We start from the raw sequence: 18,983 nt of genomic DNA on the forward strand, positions 1-18,983 counted from the left end.
GGGGACTGGAGCATGCAACTGAATTCCACCGAAATCAGCGAACTGATCAAGCAGCGCATTGCTCAGTTCAATGTTGTGAGTGAAGCTCACAACGAAGGTACTATTGTTTCTGTAAGTGACGGTGTTATCCGCATCCACGGCCTGGCCGATTGTATGCAGGGTGAAATGATCTCCCTGCCGGGTAACCGTTACGCTATCGCACTGAACCTGGAGCGCGACTCCGTGGGTGCAGTTGTGATGGGTCCGTACGCTGACCTTGCCGAAGGCATGAAAGTTAAGTGTACTGGCCGTATTCTGGAAGTGCCGGTTGGCCGTGGCCTGCTGGGTCGCGTTGTTAACACCCTGGGTGCGCCAATCGACGGTAAAGGTCCGGTTGAGCACGATGGCTTCTCCCCTATCGAAGTTATCGCGCCAGGCGTTATCGACCGTCAGTCCGTTGATCAGCCAGTACAGACTGGTTATAAGTCCGTTGACGCCATGATCCCAATCGGTCGTGGTCAGCGTGAACTGATCATCGGTGACCGTCAGACCGGTAAAACCGCGATGGCTATTGATGCCATCATCAACCAGCGTGACTCCGGCATCAAATGCGTATACGTAGCTATCGGCCAGAAAGCGTCCACCATTTCTAACGTGGTTCGTAAACTGGAAGAGCACGGCGCGCTGTCTAACACCATCGTTGTTGTTGCAACCGCTTCTGAATCTGCTGCACTGCAATACCTGGCGCCATATGCCGGTTGCGCAATGGGCGAATACTTCCGCGACCGTGGCGAAGATGCACTGATCGTATACGATGACCTGTCCAAACAGGCTGTTGCTTATCGTCAGGTTTCCCTGCTGCTCCGTCGTCCGCCAGGACGTGAAGCATTCCCGGGCGACGTATTCTACCTTCACTCTCGTCTGCTGGAGCGTGCTTCCCGCGTTAACGCGGAATACGTCGAGAACTTCACCAAAGGTGAAGTGAAGGGTAAAACAGGTTCTCTGACCGCTCTGCCGATCATTGAAACTCAGGCGGGTGACGTTTCTGCGTTCGTTCCGACCAACGTAATCTCCATTACCGATGGTCAGATCTTCCTGGAAACCAACCTGTTTAACTCCGGTATCCGTCCGGCGGTTAACCCAGGTATCTCCGTATCCCGTGTGGGTGGTGCTGCTCAGACCAAGATCATCAAGAAACTGTCCGGTGGTATCCGTACCGCGCTGGCACAGTATCGTGAACTGGCTGCGTTCTCGCAGTTTGCTTCTGACCTTGATGAAGCAACCCGTAAACAGCTGAGCCACGGTCAGAAAGTGACCGAGCTGCTGAAGCAGAAACAGTACGCTCCAATGTCTGTTGCTCAGCAGGGTCTGGTCCTGTTCGCGGCTGAACGCGGTTACCTCGAAGATGTGGAACTGGCGAAAATCGGTAGCTTCGAAGCCGCTCTGCTGGCTTACGTTGACCGTGATCACGCTCCGCTGATGCAAGAGATCAACCAGTCCGGTGGCTATAACGACGAAATCGAAGGCAAGCTGAAAGCTATCCTCGATTCCTTCAAAGCAACCCAGTCCTGGTAACGTCCGGCGGCTTGTCTTAGGACAGGCCGCAAGGCATTGAGGAGAAGCTCATGGCCGGCGCAAAAGAGATACGTAGTAAGATCGCAAGCGTCCAGAACACGCAGAAGATCACTAAAGCGATGGAGATGGTCGCCGCTTCCAAAATGCGTAAATCGCAGGATCGCATGGCGGCCAGCCGTCCTTATGCAGATACCATGCGCAAAGTGATTGGTCACCTTGCTAACGGTAATCTGGAATATAAGCATCCTTACCTGGAAGAACGCGACGTTAAGCGCGTGGGCTACCTGGTGGTGTCTACCGACCGTGGTCTGTGCGGTGGTTTGAACATTAACCTGTTCAAAAAACTGCTGGCGGAAATGAAGGCATGGTCCGATAAAGGCGTTCAGTGCGAACTCGCAATGATCGGCTCTAAAGGCGTGTCTTTCTTTAACTCCGTGGGCGGCAATGTTGTTGCTCAGGTTACAGGTATGGGTGATAACCCGTCCCTGTCCGAACTGATCGGCCCGGTTAAAGTGATGTTGCAGGCCTATGACGAAGGCCGTCTGGACAAGCTGTACGTTGTCAGCAACAAATTTATTAACACCATGTCTCAGGTTCCGACGATCACCCAACTGCTGCCTTTACCCGCGGCAGAGGATGAAGAGTTGAAACATAAATCCTGGGATTACCTGTATGAACCGGATCCGAAAGCGCTGCTGGATACTCTCTTGCGTCGTTATGTCGAATCTCAGGTTTATCAGGGCGTGGTAGAAAACCTGGCCAGCGAGCAGGCCGCACGTATGGTGGCGATGAAAGCCGCTACCGACAATGGCGGCAGCCTGATTAAAGAGCTGCAGTTGGTATACAACAAAGCTCGTCAGGCCAGCATTACTCAGGAACTCACCGAAATCGTCGGTGGTGCATCCGCGGTATAACCAGGTTAATTCGTAGAGGATTCAAGATGGCTACTGGAAAAATTGTCCAGGTAATCGGCGCCGTGGTTGACGTCGAATTCCCTCAGGATGCCGTACCGCGCGTGTACGATGCTCTTGAGGTTAAGAATGGTAACGAGACCCTGGTGCTGGAAGTTCAGCAGCAGCTCGGTGGTGGTATCGTGCGTACCATCGCGATGGGTTCTTCCGACGGTCTGCGTCGTGGTCTGGAAGTGACTGACCTTGCGCACCCGATCGAAGTCCCGGTAGGTAAAGCAACACTGGGTCGTATCATGAACGTATTGGGCCAGCCCATCGACATGAAAGGCGACATCGGTGAAGAAGAACGTTGGGCTATCCACCGTGCGGCACCTTCCTATGAAGAGCTCTCCAGCTCTCAGGAACTGCTGGAAACCGGCATCAAAGTTATCGACCTGATGTGTCCGTTTGCGAAGGGCGGTAAAGTTGGTCTGTTCGGTGGTGCGGGTGTAGGTAAAACCGTAAACATGATGGAGCTGATCCGTAACATCGCGATCGAGCACTCCGGTTACTCTGTGTTTGCGGGCGTAGGTGAGCGTACTCGTGAGGGTAACGACTTCTACCACGAAATGACTGACTCCAACGTTCTGGACAAAGTATCCCTGGTTTACGGCCAGATGAACGAGCCGCCAGGAAACCGTCTGCGCGTTGCGCTGACCGGTTTGACCATGGCTGAGAAGTTCCGTGACGAAGGTCGTGACGTACTGCTGTTCGTCGATAACATCTACCGTTACACCCTGGCCGGTACTGAAGTATCTGCACTGCTGGGTCGTATGCCTTCAGCGGTAGGTTATCAGCCGACGCTGGCGGAAGAGATGGGTGTTCTTCAGGAACGTATCACCTCTACCAAAACCGGCTCTATCACCTCCGTTCAGGCGGTATATGTACCTGCGGATGACTTGACTGACCCATCACCAGCAACCACCTTTGCGCACTTAGATGCAACCGTGGTACTGAGCCGTCAGATCGCGTCTCTGGGTATCTACCCGGCCGTTGACCCGCTGGACTCCACCAGCCGTCAGCTGGATCCACTGGTTGTTGGTCAGGAACACTACGACACCGCGCGTGGCGTACAGTCCCTGCTGCAACGTTACCAGGAACTGAAAGACATCATCGCCATCCTGGGTATGGATGAACTGTCTGAAGAAGACAAACTGGTGGTAGCACGTGCGCGTAAGATCCAGCGCTTCCTGTCCCAGCCGTTCTTCGTTGCGGAAGTATTTACCGGTTCTCCGGGCAAATACGTTTCCCTGAAAGACACCATCCGTGGCTTTAAAGGCATTATGGAAGGCGAATACGATCACCTGCCGGAGCAGGCGTTCTACATGGTCGGTTCTATCGACGAAGCCGTGGAAAAAGCCAAAAAACTTTAACGCCTTAATCGGAGGGTGATATGGCAATGACTTACCACCTGGACGTCGTCAGCGCAGAGCAACAAATGTTCTCTGGTCTGGTCGAAAAAATCCAGGTAACGGGTAGTGAAGGTGAACTGGGTATTTACCCGGGTCACGCACCGCTGCTCACCGCCATTAAGCCTGGTATGATTCGCATCGTTAAACAGCACGGTCATGAAGAGTTTATCTATCTGTCTGGCGGCATTCTCGAAGTGCAGCCTGGCAACGTGACCGTACTGGCTGATACCGCGATTCGCGGCCAGGATCTCGACGAAGCGCGAGCTCTGGAAGCGAAACGTAAGGCCGAAGAGCATATTAAGAGCTCTCATGGTGACGTGGATTACGCTCAGGCGTCTGCGGAACTGGCCAAAGCGATCGCTAAACTGCGCGTTATCGAGTTGACCAAAAAAGCGATGTAACACCGGCTTGAAAGCACAAAAGCCAGTCTGGGTTCCAGGCTGGCTTTTTTTTGTCTCTTTTTTCATGATAAAAAAGATGTAGAATTTTTGGCATTAAACGTTTTAACTTCTCACTCAAACTACAGTCAGGATGTATATGTCAAATAGTGCGATGAGCGTGGTTATTCTTGCCGCAGGCAAAGGAACCCGCATGTATTCCGAACTTCCAAAAGTGCTGCACCAGCTCGCAGGGAAGCCGATGGTTCAGCATGTCATTGATGCCGCTAATGAATTAGGTGCCTCTCAGGTGCACCTGGTCTATGGTCACGGTGGCGATCTGCTTAAAAAGACCCTGAAAGAGGACAACCTCAACTGGGTACTTCAGGCAGAGCAGCTGGGAACCGGACACGCCATGCAGCAGGCGGCGCCTTACTTTGGCGATGACGAAGATATTTTAATGCTCTACGGCGATGTACCGCTGATCTCCCTGGAAACGTTACAGCGCCTGCGTGATGCAAAACCGCAGGGCGGTATTGGTTTGCTAACCGTTGTGCTGGACGACCCAAGCGGGTATGGCCGAATTACGCGTGAAAACGGCAAAGTGACCGGCATCGTTGAGCATAAAGATGCCAGCGAGGAACAGCGCCAGATTCAGGAAATCAATACCGGTATCCTGATCGCTAACGGTGCGGATATGAAGCGCTGGTTGTCGAAGCTGACGAACAACAATGCGCAGGGTGAATACTACATTACCGATATCATTGCGCTGGCGTATCAGGAAGGGCGGGAAATCGCCGCCGTTCATCCGGCGCGCATCAGCGAAACGGATGGCGTAAACAACCGTCTGCAACTTTCCCGTCTGGAGCGTATTTTCCAGTCTGAGCAAGCGGAAAAAATGCTGCTCGCGGGCGTTATGCTGCGCGACCCTCTGCGTTTTGATCTGCGTGGTTCACTCTCTCACGGGCGTGATGTCGAAATTGATACTAACGTTATCATCGAAGGCAACGTCACGCTGGGCAACCGCGTCAAAATTGGTACCGGCTGCGTCATCAAAAACAGCGTGATTGGCGATGACTGTGAAATCAGTCCATACAGCGTAGTGGAAGATGCACATCTGGAAGCGGCCTGCACCATCGGTCCGTTTGCACGTCTGCGCCCTGGCGCAGAATTGCTGGAAGGCGCTCACGTGGGCAACTTCGTCGAAATGAAAAAAGCGCGTCTGGGCAAAGGTTCTAAAGCGGGTCACCTGACCTACCTTGGCGATGCGGAAATTGGCGACAACGTGAATATCGGCGCGGGGACGATTACCTGCAACTACGATGGCGCGAATAAGTTCAAAACCATTATTGGCGATGATGTGTTTGTCGGTTCCGACACGCAGCTGGTGGCACCGGTCTCCGTGGGCAAAGGTGCAACGATTGCGGCGGGGACGACGGTGACCCGCGATGTTGCCGAGAATGAACTGGTCCTGAGTCGCGTGCCGCAGGTCAATAAACAAGGCTGGCAGCGTCCGGTGAAAAAGAAGTAAGTGATTTTTGTAGGCCTGATAAGGCGTAGCCGCCATCAGGCAGACAGGAGTAGTACCTATAAAAATAACCCCACTCTCTACAAGGCTCGGGGCGCCCGAAAATACGGGCATACAGGTTGACCGACAACGACTGGCATACTGCCAAAATCGGAATTAAAAACTATGTGTGGAATTGTTGGCGCTATCGCGCAGCGTGATGTAGCAGAAATCCTCCTCGAAGGTTTACGTCGTCTGGAATACCGTGGTTATGACTCAGCCGGTCTGGCTGTGGTAGATGCAGAAGGTCATATGACCCGTCTGCGTCGCCTGGGTAAAGTGCAGATGCTGTCTCAGGCAGCGGAAGAACATCCGCTGCACGGCGGGACGGGTATTGCTCATACCCGTTGGGCAACGCACGGCGAACCTTCAGAAGCTAACGCACATCCGCATGTTTCTGAACACATTGTGGTGGTGCATAACGGCATCATCGAAAACCATGAACCCCTGCGTGAAGAACTGAAAGCGCGCGGCTACACCTTTGTTTCTGAAACCGACACCGAAGTGATTGCTCACTTAGTGGACTGGGAACTGAAACAGGGCGGTACGCTGCGTGAAGCGGTTCTGCGTGTGATCCCGCAACTGCGCGGTGCATACGGCACGGTGATCATGGACACTCGTCATCCAGATACCCTGCTGGCGGCTCGTTCAGGTAGCCCGCTGGTTATCGGTCTGGGCATGGGTGAAAACTTTATCGCTTCCGATCAGCTGGCACTGCTGCCGGTAACCCGTCGCTTTATCTTCCTCGAAGAAGGCGATATTGCGGAAGTGACCCGTCGTTCTGTCTCTATTTTCGATAAAAATGGCGTGGACGTTAAGCGTCAGGAAATCGAATCCAATCTGCAATATGACGCTGGTGATAAAGGTATCTATCGCCACTACATGCAGAAAGAGATCTACGAACAGCCGAACGCGATTAAAAACACACTGACCGGGCGTATCAGCCACGGTGAAGTGGATTTAAGCGAGCTGGGACCGAAGGCAAACGAACTGCTGTCTCAGGTTGAGCATATTCAAATCATCGCATGCGGCACCTCTTACAACTCCGGAATGGTGTCTCGCTACTGGTTTGAATCGTTGGCTGGTATTCCGTGCGACGTCGAAATCGCTTCTGAGTTCCGCTACCGTAAATCCGCCGTGCGCCGTAACAGCCTGATGATCACCTTGTCTCAGTCTGGTGAAACAGCGGATACGCTGGCGGGCCTGCGTTTGTCGAAAGAGCTGGGCTATCTGGGCTCTCTCGCTATCTGTAACGTGCCGGGTTCTTCCCTGGTGCGTGAATCGGATCTGGCGATGATGACCAACGCCGGTACTGAAATCGGCGTGGCGTCTACCAAGGCGTTCACCACACAGTTGACCGTACTGCTGATGCTGGTGGCAAAACTGGCGCGCCTGAAAGGGCTGGATGCGTCTATTGAGCACGATATCGTTCACGGGTTGCAGGCACTGCCGAGCCGTATTGAGCAGATGCTGTCTCAGGACAAACGTATTGAAGCGCTGGCGGAAGATTTCTCTGACAAGCATCACGCATTGTTCCTTGGGCGCGGCGATCAGTATCCGATCGCGCTGGAAGGCGCGCTGAAGCTGAAAGAGATCTCCTACATCCACGCAGAAGCCTATGCGGCTGGCGAGCTGAAACACGGCCCGCTGGCGCTGATCGATGCCGATATGCCGGTTATCGTGGTGGCGCCGAACAACGAACTGCTGGAAAAACTGAAATCCAACATCGAAGAAGTCCGCGCGCGTGGCGGTCAGCTGTACGTCTTCGCCGATCGGGATGCGGGTTTCGTTAGCAGCGACAACATGCACATCATTGAGATGCCGCATGTAGAAGAGGTGATTGCGCCGATCTTCTATACCGTTCCGCTGCAACTGCTTGCTTATCACGTGGCGCTGATTAAAGGCACCGATGTGGATCAGCCGCGTAACCTGGCTAAATCGGTTACCGTTGAGTAAAAATAATGGCCCTGCGAAAGCGGGGCCTTTTTCTGTCCTGCATCAACTCCCTCTACGAATTTAGGTGACAAACCGTCATCTTCAGCTACTTTTTTCAGTATCACAAAAAGAAAATTTTTCTGACATAGCGCTGTCATAAATCACACTAACTCATTGTTTATAGAGAATTATTTTACAGTATCTTAAGTGGGATTTTCATTGTCATAAAACTGTCATATTTCGTACATTTAACTGTCACCTGTTTGTCCTATTTTGCTCATCGTAGCCACTTAACAATGATTTACGAAAATCCTAGCAGGAGACATTATGAAAGTTATGCGTACCACTGTCGCAACTGTTGTCGCCGCGACCTTATCCATGAGTTCTTTCTCTGTATTCGCAGCAGCAAGTTTGACAGGTGCTGGTGCAACTTTCCCTGCGCCGGTGTATGCCAAATGGGCGGATACTTATCAGAAAGAAACGGGTAGCAAAGTTAACTACCAGGGGATTGGTTCCTCCGGTGGTGTAAAACAAATTACTGCGAATACTGTTGATTTCGGTGCTTCTGATGCGCCGCTGTCTGACGAAAAACTGAATCAGGAAGGTTTGTTCCAGTTCCCGACCGTGATCGGCGGCGTGGTGCTGGCAGTGAATATCCCTGGCCTGAAGTCTGGCGAACTGGTGCTGGACGGCAAAACGCTGGGTGACATCTATCTGGGCAAAATCAAGAAGTGGGATGATGAAGCCATCACCAAACTGAACCCAGGTGTGAAACTGCCTTCTCAGAACATCGCCGTGGTACGTCGCGCTGACGGTTCTGGTACCTCCTTCGTCTTCACCAGCTACCTGGCGAAAGTAAACGAAGAGTGGAAAACCAAAGTCGGCGCTGGCTCTACCGTTAACTGGCCGACCGGTCTGGGCGGTAAAGGTAACGACGGTATCGCTGCGTTCGTACAGCGTCTGCCTGGCTCTATTGGTTACGTAGAATATGCATACGCGAAGCAGAACAACCTGGCTTACACCAAACTGATTTCTGCGGATGGCAAACCGGTAAGCCCGACCGAAGAGAACTTCGCCAACGCCGCGAAAGGTGCTGACTGGAGCAAGTCCTTCGCACAGGATCTGACGAACCAGAAGGGTGACAATGCGTGGCCAATCACCTCCACCACTTTCATTCTGGTGCATAAAGAGCAGAAGAAACCTGAGCAGGGCGCAGAAGTGCTGAAATTCTTCGACTGGGCATACAAAAATGGCGGCAAACAGGCGAATGACCTGGACTACGCCAGCCTGCCGGATAGCGTCGTTGAGCAGATTCGTGCCGCGTGGAAGACCAATGTGAAGGACAGCAGCGGTAAAGCATTGTATTAACATAGTTTTCTGGCGAAAATGGCGGGTGGCGCTAACGCTTACCCGCCCTACAGTTCACCCTGTAGGCCCGGTAAGCGTTAGCGCCACCGGGCATATTCGTACAACGTCACAATCAGAAGAGTAATTTATGGCTGCAACCAAGCCTGCATTTAACCCACCGGGTAAAAAGGGTGACATGATATTCAGCGTGCTGGTAAAACTGGCTGCGCTGATTGTGCTATTGATGCTGGGTGGCATTATTGTCTCTCTGGTCATCTCCTCCTGGCCAAGCATTGAGAAGTTTGGATTCTCGTTCCTGTGGACCAAAGACTGGGACGCGCCAAACGACATCTACGGTGCGCTGGTGCCGATCTACGGCACGCTCGTGACCTCCTTTATCGCGCTGCTGATTGCCGTTCCGGTGAGCTTCGGCATCGCGTTATTTCTGACTGAACTTGCGCCCAACTGGCTGCGTCGCCCGCTGGGTATCGCCATTGAACTGCTGGCGGCAATCCCAAGTATTGTTTACGGCATGTGGGGCCTGTTTATCTTCGCCCCGCTGTTCGCCACTTATTTCCAGGAACCGGTAGGCAACGTCCTTTCCAACATTCCGTTTGTTGGTGCGCTGTTCTCCGGCCCAGCGTTTGGTATCGGCATTCTGGCTGCGGGTGTGATCCTCGCCATTATGATCATCCCGTACATTGCGGCGGTTATGCGTGATGTCTTCGAGCAAACGCCGGTAATGATGAAAGAATCCGCTTACGGTATCGGCTGTACAACCTGGGAAGTCATCTGGCGCATTGTGTTGCCGTACACCAAAAATGGCGTCATTGGCGGCATTATGCTGGGACTGGGGCGCGCGCTGGGTGAAACGATGGCGGTGACCTTTATCATCGGTAACACCTACCAGCTCGACAGCGCTTCGCTGTATATGCCGGGCAACAGTATTACCTCTGCACTGGCGAACGAATTTGCGGAAGCGGAATCCGGTCTGCACGTGGCCGCGCTGATGGAACTGGGTCTGATTCTGTTCGTTATCACCTTCATCGTGCTGGCCGCGTCTAAGTTTATGATTCTGCGCCTGGCGAAGAATGAGGGGGCGCGCTAATGGCTACGCTTGAAATGCAAAACACCGAAGCACTGGCTGAATCTCGCCGCAAAATGCAGGCGCGTCGGCGGATGAAAAATCGTATCGCGCTGACGCTCTCTATGGGCACCATGGCGTTTGGCCTGTTCTGGCTTATCTGGATCCTGATGTCCACCCTGACTCGGGGTATCGATGGAATGTCGCTGGCGCTGTTCACTGAAATGACGCCACCACCGAATACCGCGGGTGGCGGGCTGGCGAACGCCCTGGCGGGTAGCGGGCTGTTAATTCTCTGGGCGACAGTGTTAGGTACCCCGCTCGGTATTATGGCGGGGATTTATCTGGCGGAGTACGGACGTAAATCCTGGCTCGCGGAAGTGATTCGCTTCATCAATGACATTCTGCTTTCCGCACCGTCTATCGTGGTTGGCCTGTTCGTTTACACCATTGTGGTGGCGAAAATGGAGCACTTCTCCGGTTGGGCTGGCGTGATCGCACTGGCGCTGCTGCAAGTACCAATCGTGATTCGTACTACCGAAAATATGCTGAAACTGGTGCCGGATAGCCTGCGCGAAGCGGCTTACGCGCTGGGCACGCCGAAATGGAAAATGATTTCTGCGATCACCCTGAAAGCGTCCGTCTCCGGGATCATGACCGGTATCCTGCTGGCGATTGCGCGTATCGCGGGTGAAACTGCCCCGCTGCTGTTTACCGCGCTCTCCAACCAGTTCTGGAGTACCGACATGATGCAGCCGATCGCCAACCTGCCGGTGACCATCTTTAAATTTGCGATGAGTCCGTTTGCCGAATGGCAGCAACTGGCCTGGGCCGGAGTGCTGATCATTACGCTGTGCGTACTGCTGCTGAACATTCTGGCGCGCGTGATATTCGCTAAGAATAAACACGGTTAAGTTTTGATACCTTGCCGGATGGCGGCGTAAACGCCTTATCCGGCCTACGGATTGACATATATCCAGGCCTGATAAGCGTAGCGCCATCAGGCATGATGAGGAAAAGAGTGAAATGAGTATGGTTGATACTGCTCCGGGTAAGATTCAGGTTCGTGATTTGAACTTCTACTATGGCAAATTCCATGCCCTGAAGAACATCAACCTGGATATCGCAAAGAACCAGGTGACGGCGTTTATTGGGCCATCTGGCTGTGGAAAATCCACCTTATTGCGTACCTTTAACAAGATGTATTCGCTCTATCCGGAACAGCGTGCGGAAGGTGAAATTTTGCTGGATGGGGATAACATCCTCACTAACACCCAGGATATCGCTCTGCTGCGTGCCAAAGTGGGCATGGTCTTTCAGAAACCGACGCCGTTTCCGATGTCGATCTATGACAACATCGCCTTCGGTGTACGCCTGTTTGAGAAGCTATCCCGTGCGGATATGGATGAGCGAGTACAATGGGCATTGACCAAAGCCGCATTATGGGCTGAAACCAAAGATAAATTGCACCAGAGCGGGTACTCTCTCTCCGGGGGCCAGCAGCAGCGTCTGTGTATTGCGCGTGGTATCGCCATTCGCCCGGAAGTGTTGCTGTTGGATGAGCCATGTTCAGCGCTGGACCCGATCTCAACCGGTCGTATCGAAGAGCTGATCACCGAGCTGAAGCAGGATTACACCGTAGTGATCGTCACCCACAACATGCAACAGGCTGCACGTTGTTCCGACCACACGGCGTTTATGTATCTGGGCGAATTGATTGAGTTCAGCAACACGGACGATCTGTTCACCAAGCCCGCGAAGAAACAAACTGAAGACTACATCACTGGTCGTTATGGCTAATTCTGGAGCGCGTTGTGGATAACCTTAATCTTAATAAACATATTTCCGGCCAGTTCAACGCTGAACTGGAGAGCATCCGCACTCAGGTTATGACCATGGGCGGCATGGTGGAACAGCAGCTTTCTGATGCGATCACCGCGATGCACAACCAGGACAGTGAGTTGGCGAAGCGCGTCATCGACGGCGACAAGCACGTCAACATGATGGAAGTGGCAATCGACGAAGCCTGCGTGCGCATTATTGCGAAACGTCAGCCGACGGCGAGCGACCTGCGTCTGGTGATGGCGATCATCAAAACCATCGCTGAGCTGGAGCGTATTGGTGATGTGGCGGATAAAATCTGTCGTACCGCGCTGGAGAAATTCTCCCAGCAACACCAGCCGCTGCTGGTGAGCCTGGAATCTCTGGGGCGTCATACCGTACAGATGCTGCACGATGTGCTTGATGCCTTCGCACGAATGGATCTGGACGAAGCGGTGCGTATCTATCGTGAAGATAAAAAAGTTGACCAGGAATACGAAGGTATCGTGCGTCAGCTGATGACCTACATGATGGAAGATTCCCGTACCATTCCCAGCGTGCTAACCGCACTATTCTGCGCCCGCTCTATCGAGCGTATCGGTGACCGCTGCCAGAATATCTGCGAATACATCTTCTACTTCGTGAAAGGGCAGGATTTCCGTCACGTCGGCGGGGATGAGCTGGACAAGCTACTTGCGGGTAAAGACCCGAAAGAGTAATTAGTGAAATTAATCCCAATGCGTAATACATTGGGATTAATTATATTTATAAATTCCTATTTTTGTGTTGTGATTTAATAACAGCGAACATTGTCACACTTTAAAAAAGAGCATGTTGCTTTTTTTACTCTCCAGAATTAAATTCACATTAACACTCTTCGAGATTACTAAATAAAATTATTCATCTCGATAAAAATATGTAAATAAATGGATTGTTACTGCATTTGCAGGCAAAACCTGATTGAACCAGTCTTACTGGTGATGTCGGGTTTTTTTATTTATGGAAAAGGATTTTCTCATGAATATGAAAATCACCAGAGTCTTGAATAATAATGTATTAGTGGTGATTGATGACAACCAACGAGAAAAGGTTGTTATGGGAAAAGGTATTGGTTTTCAAAAGCGAACAGGGGATCGTCTCAGTTCATCACAGGTGGAGAAAGAGTACGCACTAAGTAGTCATGAATTAACCGGCAGATTAAGTGAACTATTAAGTCATATCCCTCTGGAAATAATGACAACCTGCGATCGTATCATTTCGCTGGCCAAGGAACGACTGGGAAAATTACAGGATAGCGTTTATATTTCGCTTACCGACCACTGCCAGTTTGCGATTAAGCGTTGCGAACAGAATATCCGATTGCCTAACCCTCTGTTATGGGATATTCAACGCCTTTATCCTAAGGAGTACCAGCTTGGTGAAGAAGCATTAGCGATAATACACAAACGGCTGGGTGTTCAGTTACCTGAAGACGAAGTGGGCTTTATCGCTATGCACCTGGTGAGTGCACAAATGAGCGGTAACATGGAGGATGTTGTGGGTGTGACGCAGTTAATGCGAGAAATGCTGCAGCTCATAAAATTCCAGTTCGGCATTAATTATCAGGAAGAGAGCTTAAGTTATCAGCGGCTGCTGACGCATTTAAAATTTTTGTCCTGGCGTATTCTGGAACAAGCTTCAATTACTGATGATGATATTGCATTACAACAGGCAATAAAAAAGAGTTATCTGGAAGCATGGCGCTGCGCTGCGCTGAGCGAATAGCGATTTTTATTGGCCTGCAGTATCACCGCAAAATTACGACAGAAGAGATCATGTTCTTAGCGATCAATATCGAAAGAGTGCGTAAAGAGCATTAAATTTTTTCCACTTAAGCCAGGATTGTTACCGCATTCGCGGGCAAAACCTGAAGAAGGGTGCTTGTTAATAAACAGGCACCCTTCTTCAGGTTTTTTTTTGAAAATCGCCGCAACGCGGTTAGGGAAGAGGTATGACGGAATTAGCCAGAAACATTGTGGCTGGTGTTGGTGGCGCAGATAACATCATCAGTTTGATGCACTGCGCAACTCGCTTACGTTTTAAGTTGAAAGATGCGACTAAAGCGCAGCCTGAAAAATTAAAAAATATGGCTGGAATTATCATGGTCGTAGAGAGCGGCGGGCAATTTCAGGTAGTCATTGGTAACCATGTGGCCGATGTCTATAAAGCTGTCAATGAGGTAACCGGCATAAGCGATAAGCCGCAGCAAGCGTCATCAACAGACAAAAAGGAAAATCTCCTGAATCGCCTTGTCTTTGTTATCTCCGGTATTTTTACTCCACTAATTGGACTTATGGCGGCAACCGGGATTCTAAAAGGCAGTTTGTCTGTTGCAGTGAGTTGCGGATGGCTGACAGAGCAAAGCGGAACCTGGCTGATTCTGTTTAGCGTCAGTGATTCACTGTTTTATTTCTTTCCGCTCATCCTTGGTTATACGGCAGGGAAACGGTTTGGTGGTAACCCTTTTATCACAATGGTGATTGGCGGGGCTCTCGTTCATCCGCTCATTCTGAAAGCTTTTGAAAGTAGCCAGAGCGCGGAAGCGGCGCTCACACATTTTCTGGGAATACCGGTCACTTTTATCAATTACACCTCCTCAGTAATCCCCATTATTTTTTCAGCATGGCTTTGCAGCATCATGGAGCGAAAACTCAACGCCTGGCTGCCGTCGGCGATTAAAAATTTCTTTACCCCATTGCTATGCCTGAGCGTTATCACACCAATGACTTTTTTGGTGGTGGGCCCACTATCAACATGGATAAGCGAACTCATTGCCGCAGGTTATTTATACCTTTACAACGCGGTGCCGTGGTTTGCGGGGGCCGTCATGGGGGGGTTATGGCAAATCTTTGTCATGTTTGGTCTGCACTGGGGACTTGTCCCGCTCTGCATCAATAACTTTACCGTCCTTGGCTACGACACAATGCTTCCTCTGTTGATGCCAGCGATCATGGCGCAGGTCGGCGCATCGTTGGGGATATTTTTCAGCGAGCGCGACGCACAGAAGAAAGTGGTTGCCGGTTCAGCGGCCATTACCGGACTGTTTGGTATCACAGAGCCTGCGGTTTACGGCGTTACTCTACCCCGGAAATACCCTTTCATTATCGCCTGCCTGAGCGGAGCGCTGGGCGCCGCAGTAATTGGCTATGCGCAGACCAAAGTTTATTCCTTCGGCATACCGAGCATTTTCACATTTATGCAGACCATACCTTCAACCGGCGTTGACTTCACGGTATGGGCTTGTGTGTTAGGGGGCGCGATTGCCGTAGGTTGCGCGCTTGTCGGCACTCTTGTGTGCAGTCTGATTTTTAAACAGAAACAGAGTGTCCGGACAGAGACTACTCAACCGCCGTCAGCGTTTGTTGAAAAGAAAAGTAATGATATTTCAATGGTGTTATCACCACTCACCGGAGAGATCGTTCCGCTGTCTGACGTTACCGATCCCACCTTTGCAAGCGGTTTGCTGGGTAAAGGGGTTGCGGTTAAACCGACTATTGGTGAGGTTCGATCACCGGTTAATGGTTCTGTTGCCTCACTTTTCGAAACACTGCATGCCATAGGCATTGAGTCTGAAGATGGGAAGGAAATATTGATTCATGTCGGAATCGATACCGTCAAACTGAAAGGCCAGCATTTTAGCGCTCATATCAATGTAGGTGATCCTGTTAAGGCGGGTGATCGCTTGATCTCCTTTGATATCCCCGCCATTCGTGCAGCGGGATTCGATCTCACCACGCCGGTGGTGATCAGTAATAGTGACGATTTTACCGACGTATTGGTTCCGGCTGATGAAAAAGTGAATGCCGGTGAACCACTGCTATCTGTAATTCAATAAACATAAAAGGAGTTAATGGTAATGAAAGCATTTCCTGAGTCATTTCTCTGGGGCGGCGCAACCGCTGCAAACCAAATAGAAGGTGCCTGGCAAGCCGATGGTAAAGGCGTATCTACTTCAGATTTACAACCACATGGCGTAATGGGAAAAATGGAGCACCGTATCGCCGGTAAAGAAAATATTAAAGATACGGCTATCGATTTTTATCATCGGTATCCAGAAGACATTGCGCTATTTGCCGAAATGGGATTTACCTGTTTGCGTGTTTCTATTGCCTGGGCGCGTATTTTTCCTCAGGGAGATGAGCAACAGCCTAATGAACAAGGTCTGGCGTTTTACGATCGCTTGTTTGATGAGTTAGCGGCCGCGGGTATTAAACCACTGGTCACCCTCTCTCATTATGAAATGCCTTATGGCCTGGTGAGCAACTATGGTGGCTGGGCTAATCGTCAGGTCATTCAACATTTTGAGCATTATGCGAAAACAGTATTCACCCGCTATCAGCATAAGGTCAAACTGTGGCTAACGTTTAATGAAATCAATATGTCTTTGCATGCGCCGTTTACCGGTGTGGGATTACCGGAAGAGAGTGGTAAAGCGGACGTGTACAAGGCGATTCATCATCAACTGGTTGCCAGTGCCCGCGCCGTTAAAGCCTGCCATTCCATTATCCCTGATGCCAAAATTGGCAATATGTTGTTAGGTGGACTGGTTTACCCTCTGAGTTGCCATCCCCAGGATATCTTAGAAGCGATGCAGGAAAATCGCAGTTGGCTTTTCTTTGGTGATGTTCAGGCTCGTGGTTCATACCCAGGCTATATGCTGCGCTTCTTCCGCGAGCAAAATATCCACATTGAGATAACCGATCAGGATAAAGAGGATCTACAACATACTGTAGATTTTATTTCCTTCAGCTATTACATGACCGGCTGTGTCTCTCATGATGAGACGATTAAGAAAAATGTGCAGGGTAATATTTTGCATATGATCCCGAACCCGAACCTGAAAAGTTCAGAATGGGGATGGCAAATTGATCCAACCGGACTACGTGTACTACTGAATGCTCTGTGGGATCGCTATCAAAAGCCATTATTTATTGTTGAAAATGGACTCGGCGCAAAAGATTGCGTTGAAGCGGATGGTTCTGTTCAGGACGATTATCGAATTCAATATTTAAACGATCACCTCGTACAAATTAACGAAGCCATTGAAGATGGTGTGGATGTGATGGGATATACCAGTTGGGGGCCTATTGATTTAGTCAGTGCATCCCATTCCCAAATGTCTAAGCGTTACGGCTTTATTTATGTCGATCGCGATGATGAAGGTAATGGAACATTAGCGAGAACGCGGAAAAAGAGTTTTTACTGGTACGCAGAAGTGATTCGTACCAACGGGTTATCGTTAAAACGCCACAGCATCTAATAATAAGATAAAGGATTATTATGTTTAAAAAGAACATTATTACCTCTGCCATTCTTTTAATGGCACCGTTCTCTTTTTCGTCATCGGTTTTAGCGACGTCATTAACGGTTGAACAACGTCTGGAACAACTTGAACAAGCCCTGAAAGAGACACAAACCGAACTTAAAAAGTATAAAGACGAAGAAAACAAACGCACTATTGCCTGGGCCTCCCAAAAACAGGAAAGCACCAGCGAAAAAGGCGTTGTTGAGAATCCGTTCCCTGCCCGTTCAGCCGCGAAACCCGAAGCCGTTTTGGTTAAAAATGAGAACAGTGGTGCTGGTGGCAACGAATCCATTTACTCCTCAATGACCATGAAGGATTTCAGTAAGTTTGTAAAAGATGAAATCGGCTTTAGCTATAACGGTTATTACCGTTCAGGTTGGGGGAGTGCTTCTCACGGTTCGCCGAAATCATGGGCTATTGGTTCGCTTGGCCGTCTGGGGAATGAATACTCAGGCTGGTTTGATTTGCAGTTAAAACAGCGGGTCTATAACGAGGGTAATAAGCGTGTTGACGCCATTGTCATGCTGGATGGTAATGTCGGTCAGCAATACTCCACCGGCTGGTTTGGCGATAATGCAGGTAACGAGAACTATATGCAGTTCTCCGATCTTTACGTCAACGCCAAAGGCTTCTTGCCGTTTGCCCCTGACGCCGATTTTTGGGTGGGTAAACACGGTGCGCCGAAGATTGAAATCCAGATGCTGGACTGGAAAACGCAGCGCACCGATGCCGCTGCGGGTGTCGGTCTGGAAAACTGGCAGATGGGTCCCGGTAAAATTGATATCGCATTGGTTCGCGAAGATGTCGATAACTACGACCGCGCTTTAGCTAACAAGCAGCAAATTAATACCAACACCATTGATATGCGGTACAAAGATATTCCTTTGTGGGATAAGGCATCGTTAATGGTAAGCGGCCGTTACGTCGCGGCTAATCAAAGTGCATCAGAAAAATATAACCAGGATAATAATAATTTTTACCGCTGGAAAGATACCTGGATGGTGGGGACATCGTTAACCCAAAAATTTGATAAAGGCGGGTTTAACGAATTTTCCTTATTACTGGCTAATAACTCTATTGCAAGCAGCTTCTCGCGTTATGCCGGTTCAAGCCCCTATACGACCTTCAACGGTAAATATTATGGCGATCATACCAATGGGACGGCGGTGCGCTTAGCCTCTCAGGGCGAAGCCTATTTTGGTGATCATTTCATCGTCGCCAATGCGCTGGTCTATTCGTTTGGTAATGATGTCTATAGCTACGAAACGGGTGCACATACCGACTTTGAGTCTATTCGTGCCGTTGTACGCCCTGCCTATATTTGGGATCAGTATAACCAGACAGGCGTTGAGTTGGGTTATTTCACCCAGCAAAACAAAGATGTTGTGGGTAATAAATATTACGAATCCGGCTATAAAACAACGTTATTCCATACCTTCAAAGTTAATACCAGCATGCTGACATCTCGTCCGGAGATTCGTTTCTACGCGACATATATTAAAGCGGAAGATACGGATTTAGATAACTTCACCTTTGAAGATCAGAAAACCGATCAGTTTGCATTGGGTGCGCAGGCTGAAATCTGGTGGTAA

At 50.3% G+C, this 18,983-nt stretch carries 14 protein-coding genes and 1 pseudogene; all 15 read left to right on the forward strand.

The genetic code is table 11. The features are described from left to right. Positions 1–12: 12 nt before the first annotated feature. The 15 genes and pseudogenes from atpA to HVY19_RS20610 all read left to right on the forward strand — a co-directional run bounded on the left by atpA (position 13) and on the right by HVY19_RS20610 (position 18,983). On the forward strand, positions 13–1,554 hold the full coding sequence (gene atpA, locus HVY19_RS20540) for a F0F1 ATP synthase subunit alpha (protein ID WP_006177557.1): 1,542 nt from the start codon (positions 13–15) through the stop codon (positions 1,552–1,554). Positions 1,555–1,604: 50 nt separating this feature from the next. After that, on the forward strand, positions 1,605–2,468 hold the full coding sequence (gene atpG / locus HVY19_RS20545) for a F0F1 ATP synthase subunit gamma (protein WP_181682395.1): 864 nt from the start codon (positions 1,605–1,607) through the stop codon (positions 2,466–2,468). Between the two features lie 26 nt (positions 2,469–2,494). Beyond that, entirely contained in the window at positions 2,495–3,877 is a 1,383-nt protein-coding gene (atpD, locus tag HVY19_RS20550) for a F0F1 ATP synthase subunit beta (protein ID WP_181682396.1), read from the forward strand. Positions 3,878–3,897: 20 nt separating this feature from the next. Then, complete coding sequence (locus HVY19_RS20555) at positions 3,898–4,317, forward strand: F0F1 ATP synthase subunit epsilon (RefSeq protein WP_001251962.1); 420 nt, start codon at positions 3,898–3,900, stop codon at positions 4,315–4,317. A 136-nt stretch (positions 4,318–4,453) separates the two neighbouring features. Then, complete coding sequence (glmU, locus tag HVY19_RS20560; RefSeq protein ID WP_181682397.1) at positions 4,454–5,824, forward strand: bifunctional UDP-N-acetylglucosamine diphosphorylase/glucosamine-1-phosphate N-acetyltransferase GlmU; 1,371 nt, start codon at positions 4,454–4,456, stop codon at positions 5,822–5,824. Positions 5,825–5,986: 162 nt separating this feature from the next. Next, positions 5,987–7,816: a glutamine--fructose-6-phosphate transaminase (isomerizing) gene (glmS, locus tag HVY19_RS20565; RefSeq protein WP_181682398.1), complete on the forward strand. Its 1,830-nt coding sequence runs from the start codon at positions 5,987–5,989 to the stop codon at positions 7,814–7,816. A gap of 306 nt (positions 7,817–8,122) precedes the next feature. After that, positions 8,123–9,163, forward strand: a complete 1,041-nt coding sequence (gene pstS, locus HVY19_RS20570) for a phosphate ABC transporter substrate-binding protein PstS (protein WP_181682399.1) — start codon at positions 8,123–8,125, stop codon at positions 9,161–9,163. A gap of 127 nt (positions 9,164–9,290) precedes the next feature. Further along, entirely contained in the window at positions 9,291–10,250 is a 960-nt protein-coding gene (gene pstC, locus HVY19_RS20575; protein WP_181682400.1) for a phosphate ABC transporter permease PstC, read from the forward strand. Then, the gene (pstA, locus tag HVY19_RS20580; RefSeq protein WP_181682401.1) at positions 10,250–11,140 is read left to right on the forward strand and encodes a phosphate ABC transporter permease PstA; all 891 of its coding nucleotides are present in this window, start codon (positions 10,250–10,252) and stop codon (positions 11,138–11,140) included. The genes pstC and pstA overlap by 1 nt, the downstream gene beginning before the upstream one ends. 112 nt (positions 11,141–11,252) lie before the next feature. After that, a complete protein-coding gene (gene pstB / locus HVY19_RS20585) occupies positions 11,253–12,026 on the forward strand; it encodes a phosphate ABC transporter ATP-binding protein PstB (protein ID WP_220132935.1) in 774 nt (257 codons plus the stop codon). A gap of 14 nt (positions 12,027–12,040) precedes the next feature. Next, entirely contained in the window at positions 12,041–12,766 is a 726-nt protein-coding gene (phoU, locus tag HVY19_RS20590) for a phosphate signaling complex protein PhoU (protein WP_012907987.1), read from the forward strand. A 298-nt stretch (positions 12,767–13,064) separates the two neighbouring features. Then, positions 13,065–13,906 (forward strand): annotated as a pseudogene (gene bglG, locus HVY19_RS20595) (transcriptional antiterminator BglG). Between the two features lie 131 nt (positions 13,907–14,037). Beyond that, complete coding sequence (gene bglF / locus HVY19_RS20600; RefSeq protein WP_181682402.1) at positions 14,038–15,921, forward strand: PTS beta-glucoside transporter subunit IIABC; 1,884 nt, start codon at positions 14,038–14,040, stop codon at positions 15,919–15,921. A gap of 21 nt (positions 15,922–15,942) precedes the next feature. Next, a complete protein-coding gene (locus tag HVY19_RS20605) occupies positions 15,943–17,346 on the forward strand; it encodes a glycoside hydrolase family 1 protein (protein WP_181682403.1) in 1,404 nt (467 codons plus the stop codon). A 20-nt stretch (positions 17,347–17,366) separates the two neighbouring features. Beyond that, positions 17,367–18,983, forward strand: a complete 1,617-nt coding sequence (locus HVY19_RS20610; RefSeq protein ID WP_181682404.1) for a carbohydrate porin — start codon at positions 17,367–17,369, stop codon at positions 18,981–18,983.

This window comes from Citrobacter sp. RHB25-C09 (genome assembly GCF_013836145.1).
Lineage (GTDB): Bacteria > Pseudomonadota > Gammaproteobacteria > Enterobacterales > Enterobacteriaceae > Citrobacter_A.

Excerpts from the sequence above, each read along its gene's own strand:
- atpA (WP_006177557.1), top strand. The coding sequence starts at position 13 with ATGCAACTGAATTCCACCGAAATCAGCGAACTGATCAAGCAGCGCATT.
- HVY19_RS20610 (WP_181682404.1), top strand. The coding sequence starts at position 17,367 with ATGTTTAAAAAGAACATTATTACCTCTGCCATTCTTTTAATGGCACCG.
- HVY19_RS20605 (WP_181682403.1), top strand. The coding sequence starts at position 15,943 with ATGAAAGCATTTCCTGAGTCATTTCTCTGGGGCGGCGCAACCGCTGCA.
- glmU (WP_181682397.1), top strand. The coding sequence starts at position 4,454 with ATGTCAAATAGTGCGATGAGCGTGGTTATTCTTGCCGCAGGCAAAGGA.
- HVY19_RS20555 (WP_001251962.1), top strand. The coding sequence starts at position 3,898 with ATGGCAATGACTTACCACCTGGACGTCGTCAGCGCAGAGCAACAAATG.
- atpD (WP_181682396.1), top strand. The coding sequence starts at position 2,495 with ATGGCTACTGGAAAAATTGTCCAGGTAATCGGCGCCGTGGTTGACGTC.
- pstB (WP_220132935.1), top strand. The coding sequence starts at position 11,253 with ATGAGTATGGTTGATACTGCTCCGGGTAAGATTCAGGTTCGTGATTTG.
- atpG (WP_181682395.1), top strand. The coding sequence starts at position 1,605 with ATGGCCGGCGCAAAAGAGATACGTAGTAAGATCGCAAGCGTCCAGAAC.
- pstA (WP_181682401.1), top strand. The coding sequence starts at position 10,250 with ATGGCTACGCTTGAAATGCAAAACACCGAAGCACTGGCTGAATCTCGC.
- pstS (WP_181682399.1), top strand. The coding sequence starts at position 8,123 with ATGAAAGTTATGCGTACCACTGTCGCAACTGTTGTCGCCGCGACCTTA.
- pstC (WP_181682400.1), top strand. The coding sequence starts at position 9,291 with ATGGCTGCAACCAAGCCTGCATTTAACCCACCGGGTAAAAAGGGTGAC.
- glmS (WP_181682398.1), top strand. The coding sequence starts at position 5,987 with ATGTGTGGAATTGTTGGCGCTATCGCGCAGCGTGATGTAGCAGAAATC.
- bglF (WP_181682402.1), top strand. The coding sequence starts at position 14,038 with ATGACGGAATTAGCCAGAAACATTGTGGCTGGTGTTGGTGGCGCAGAT.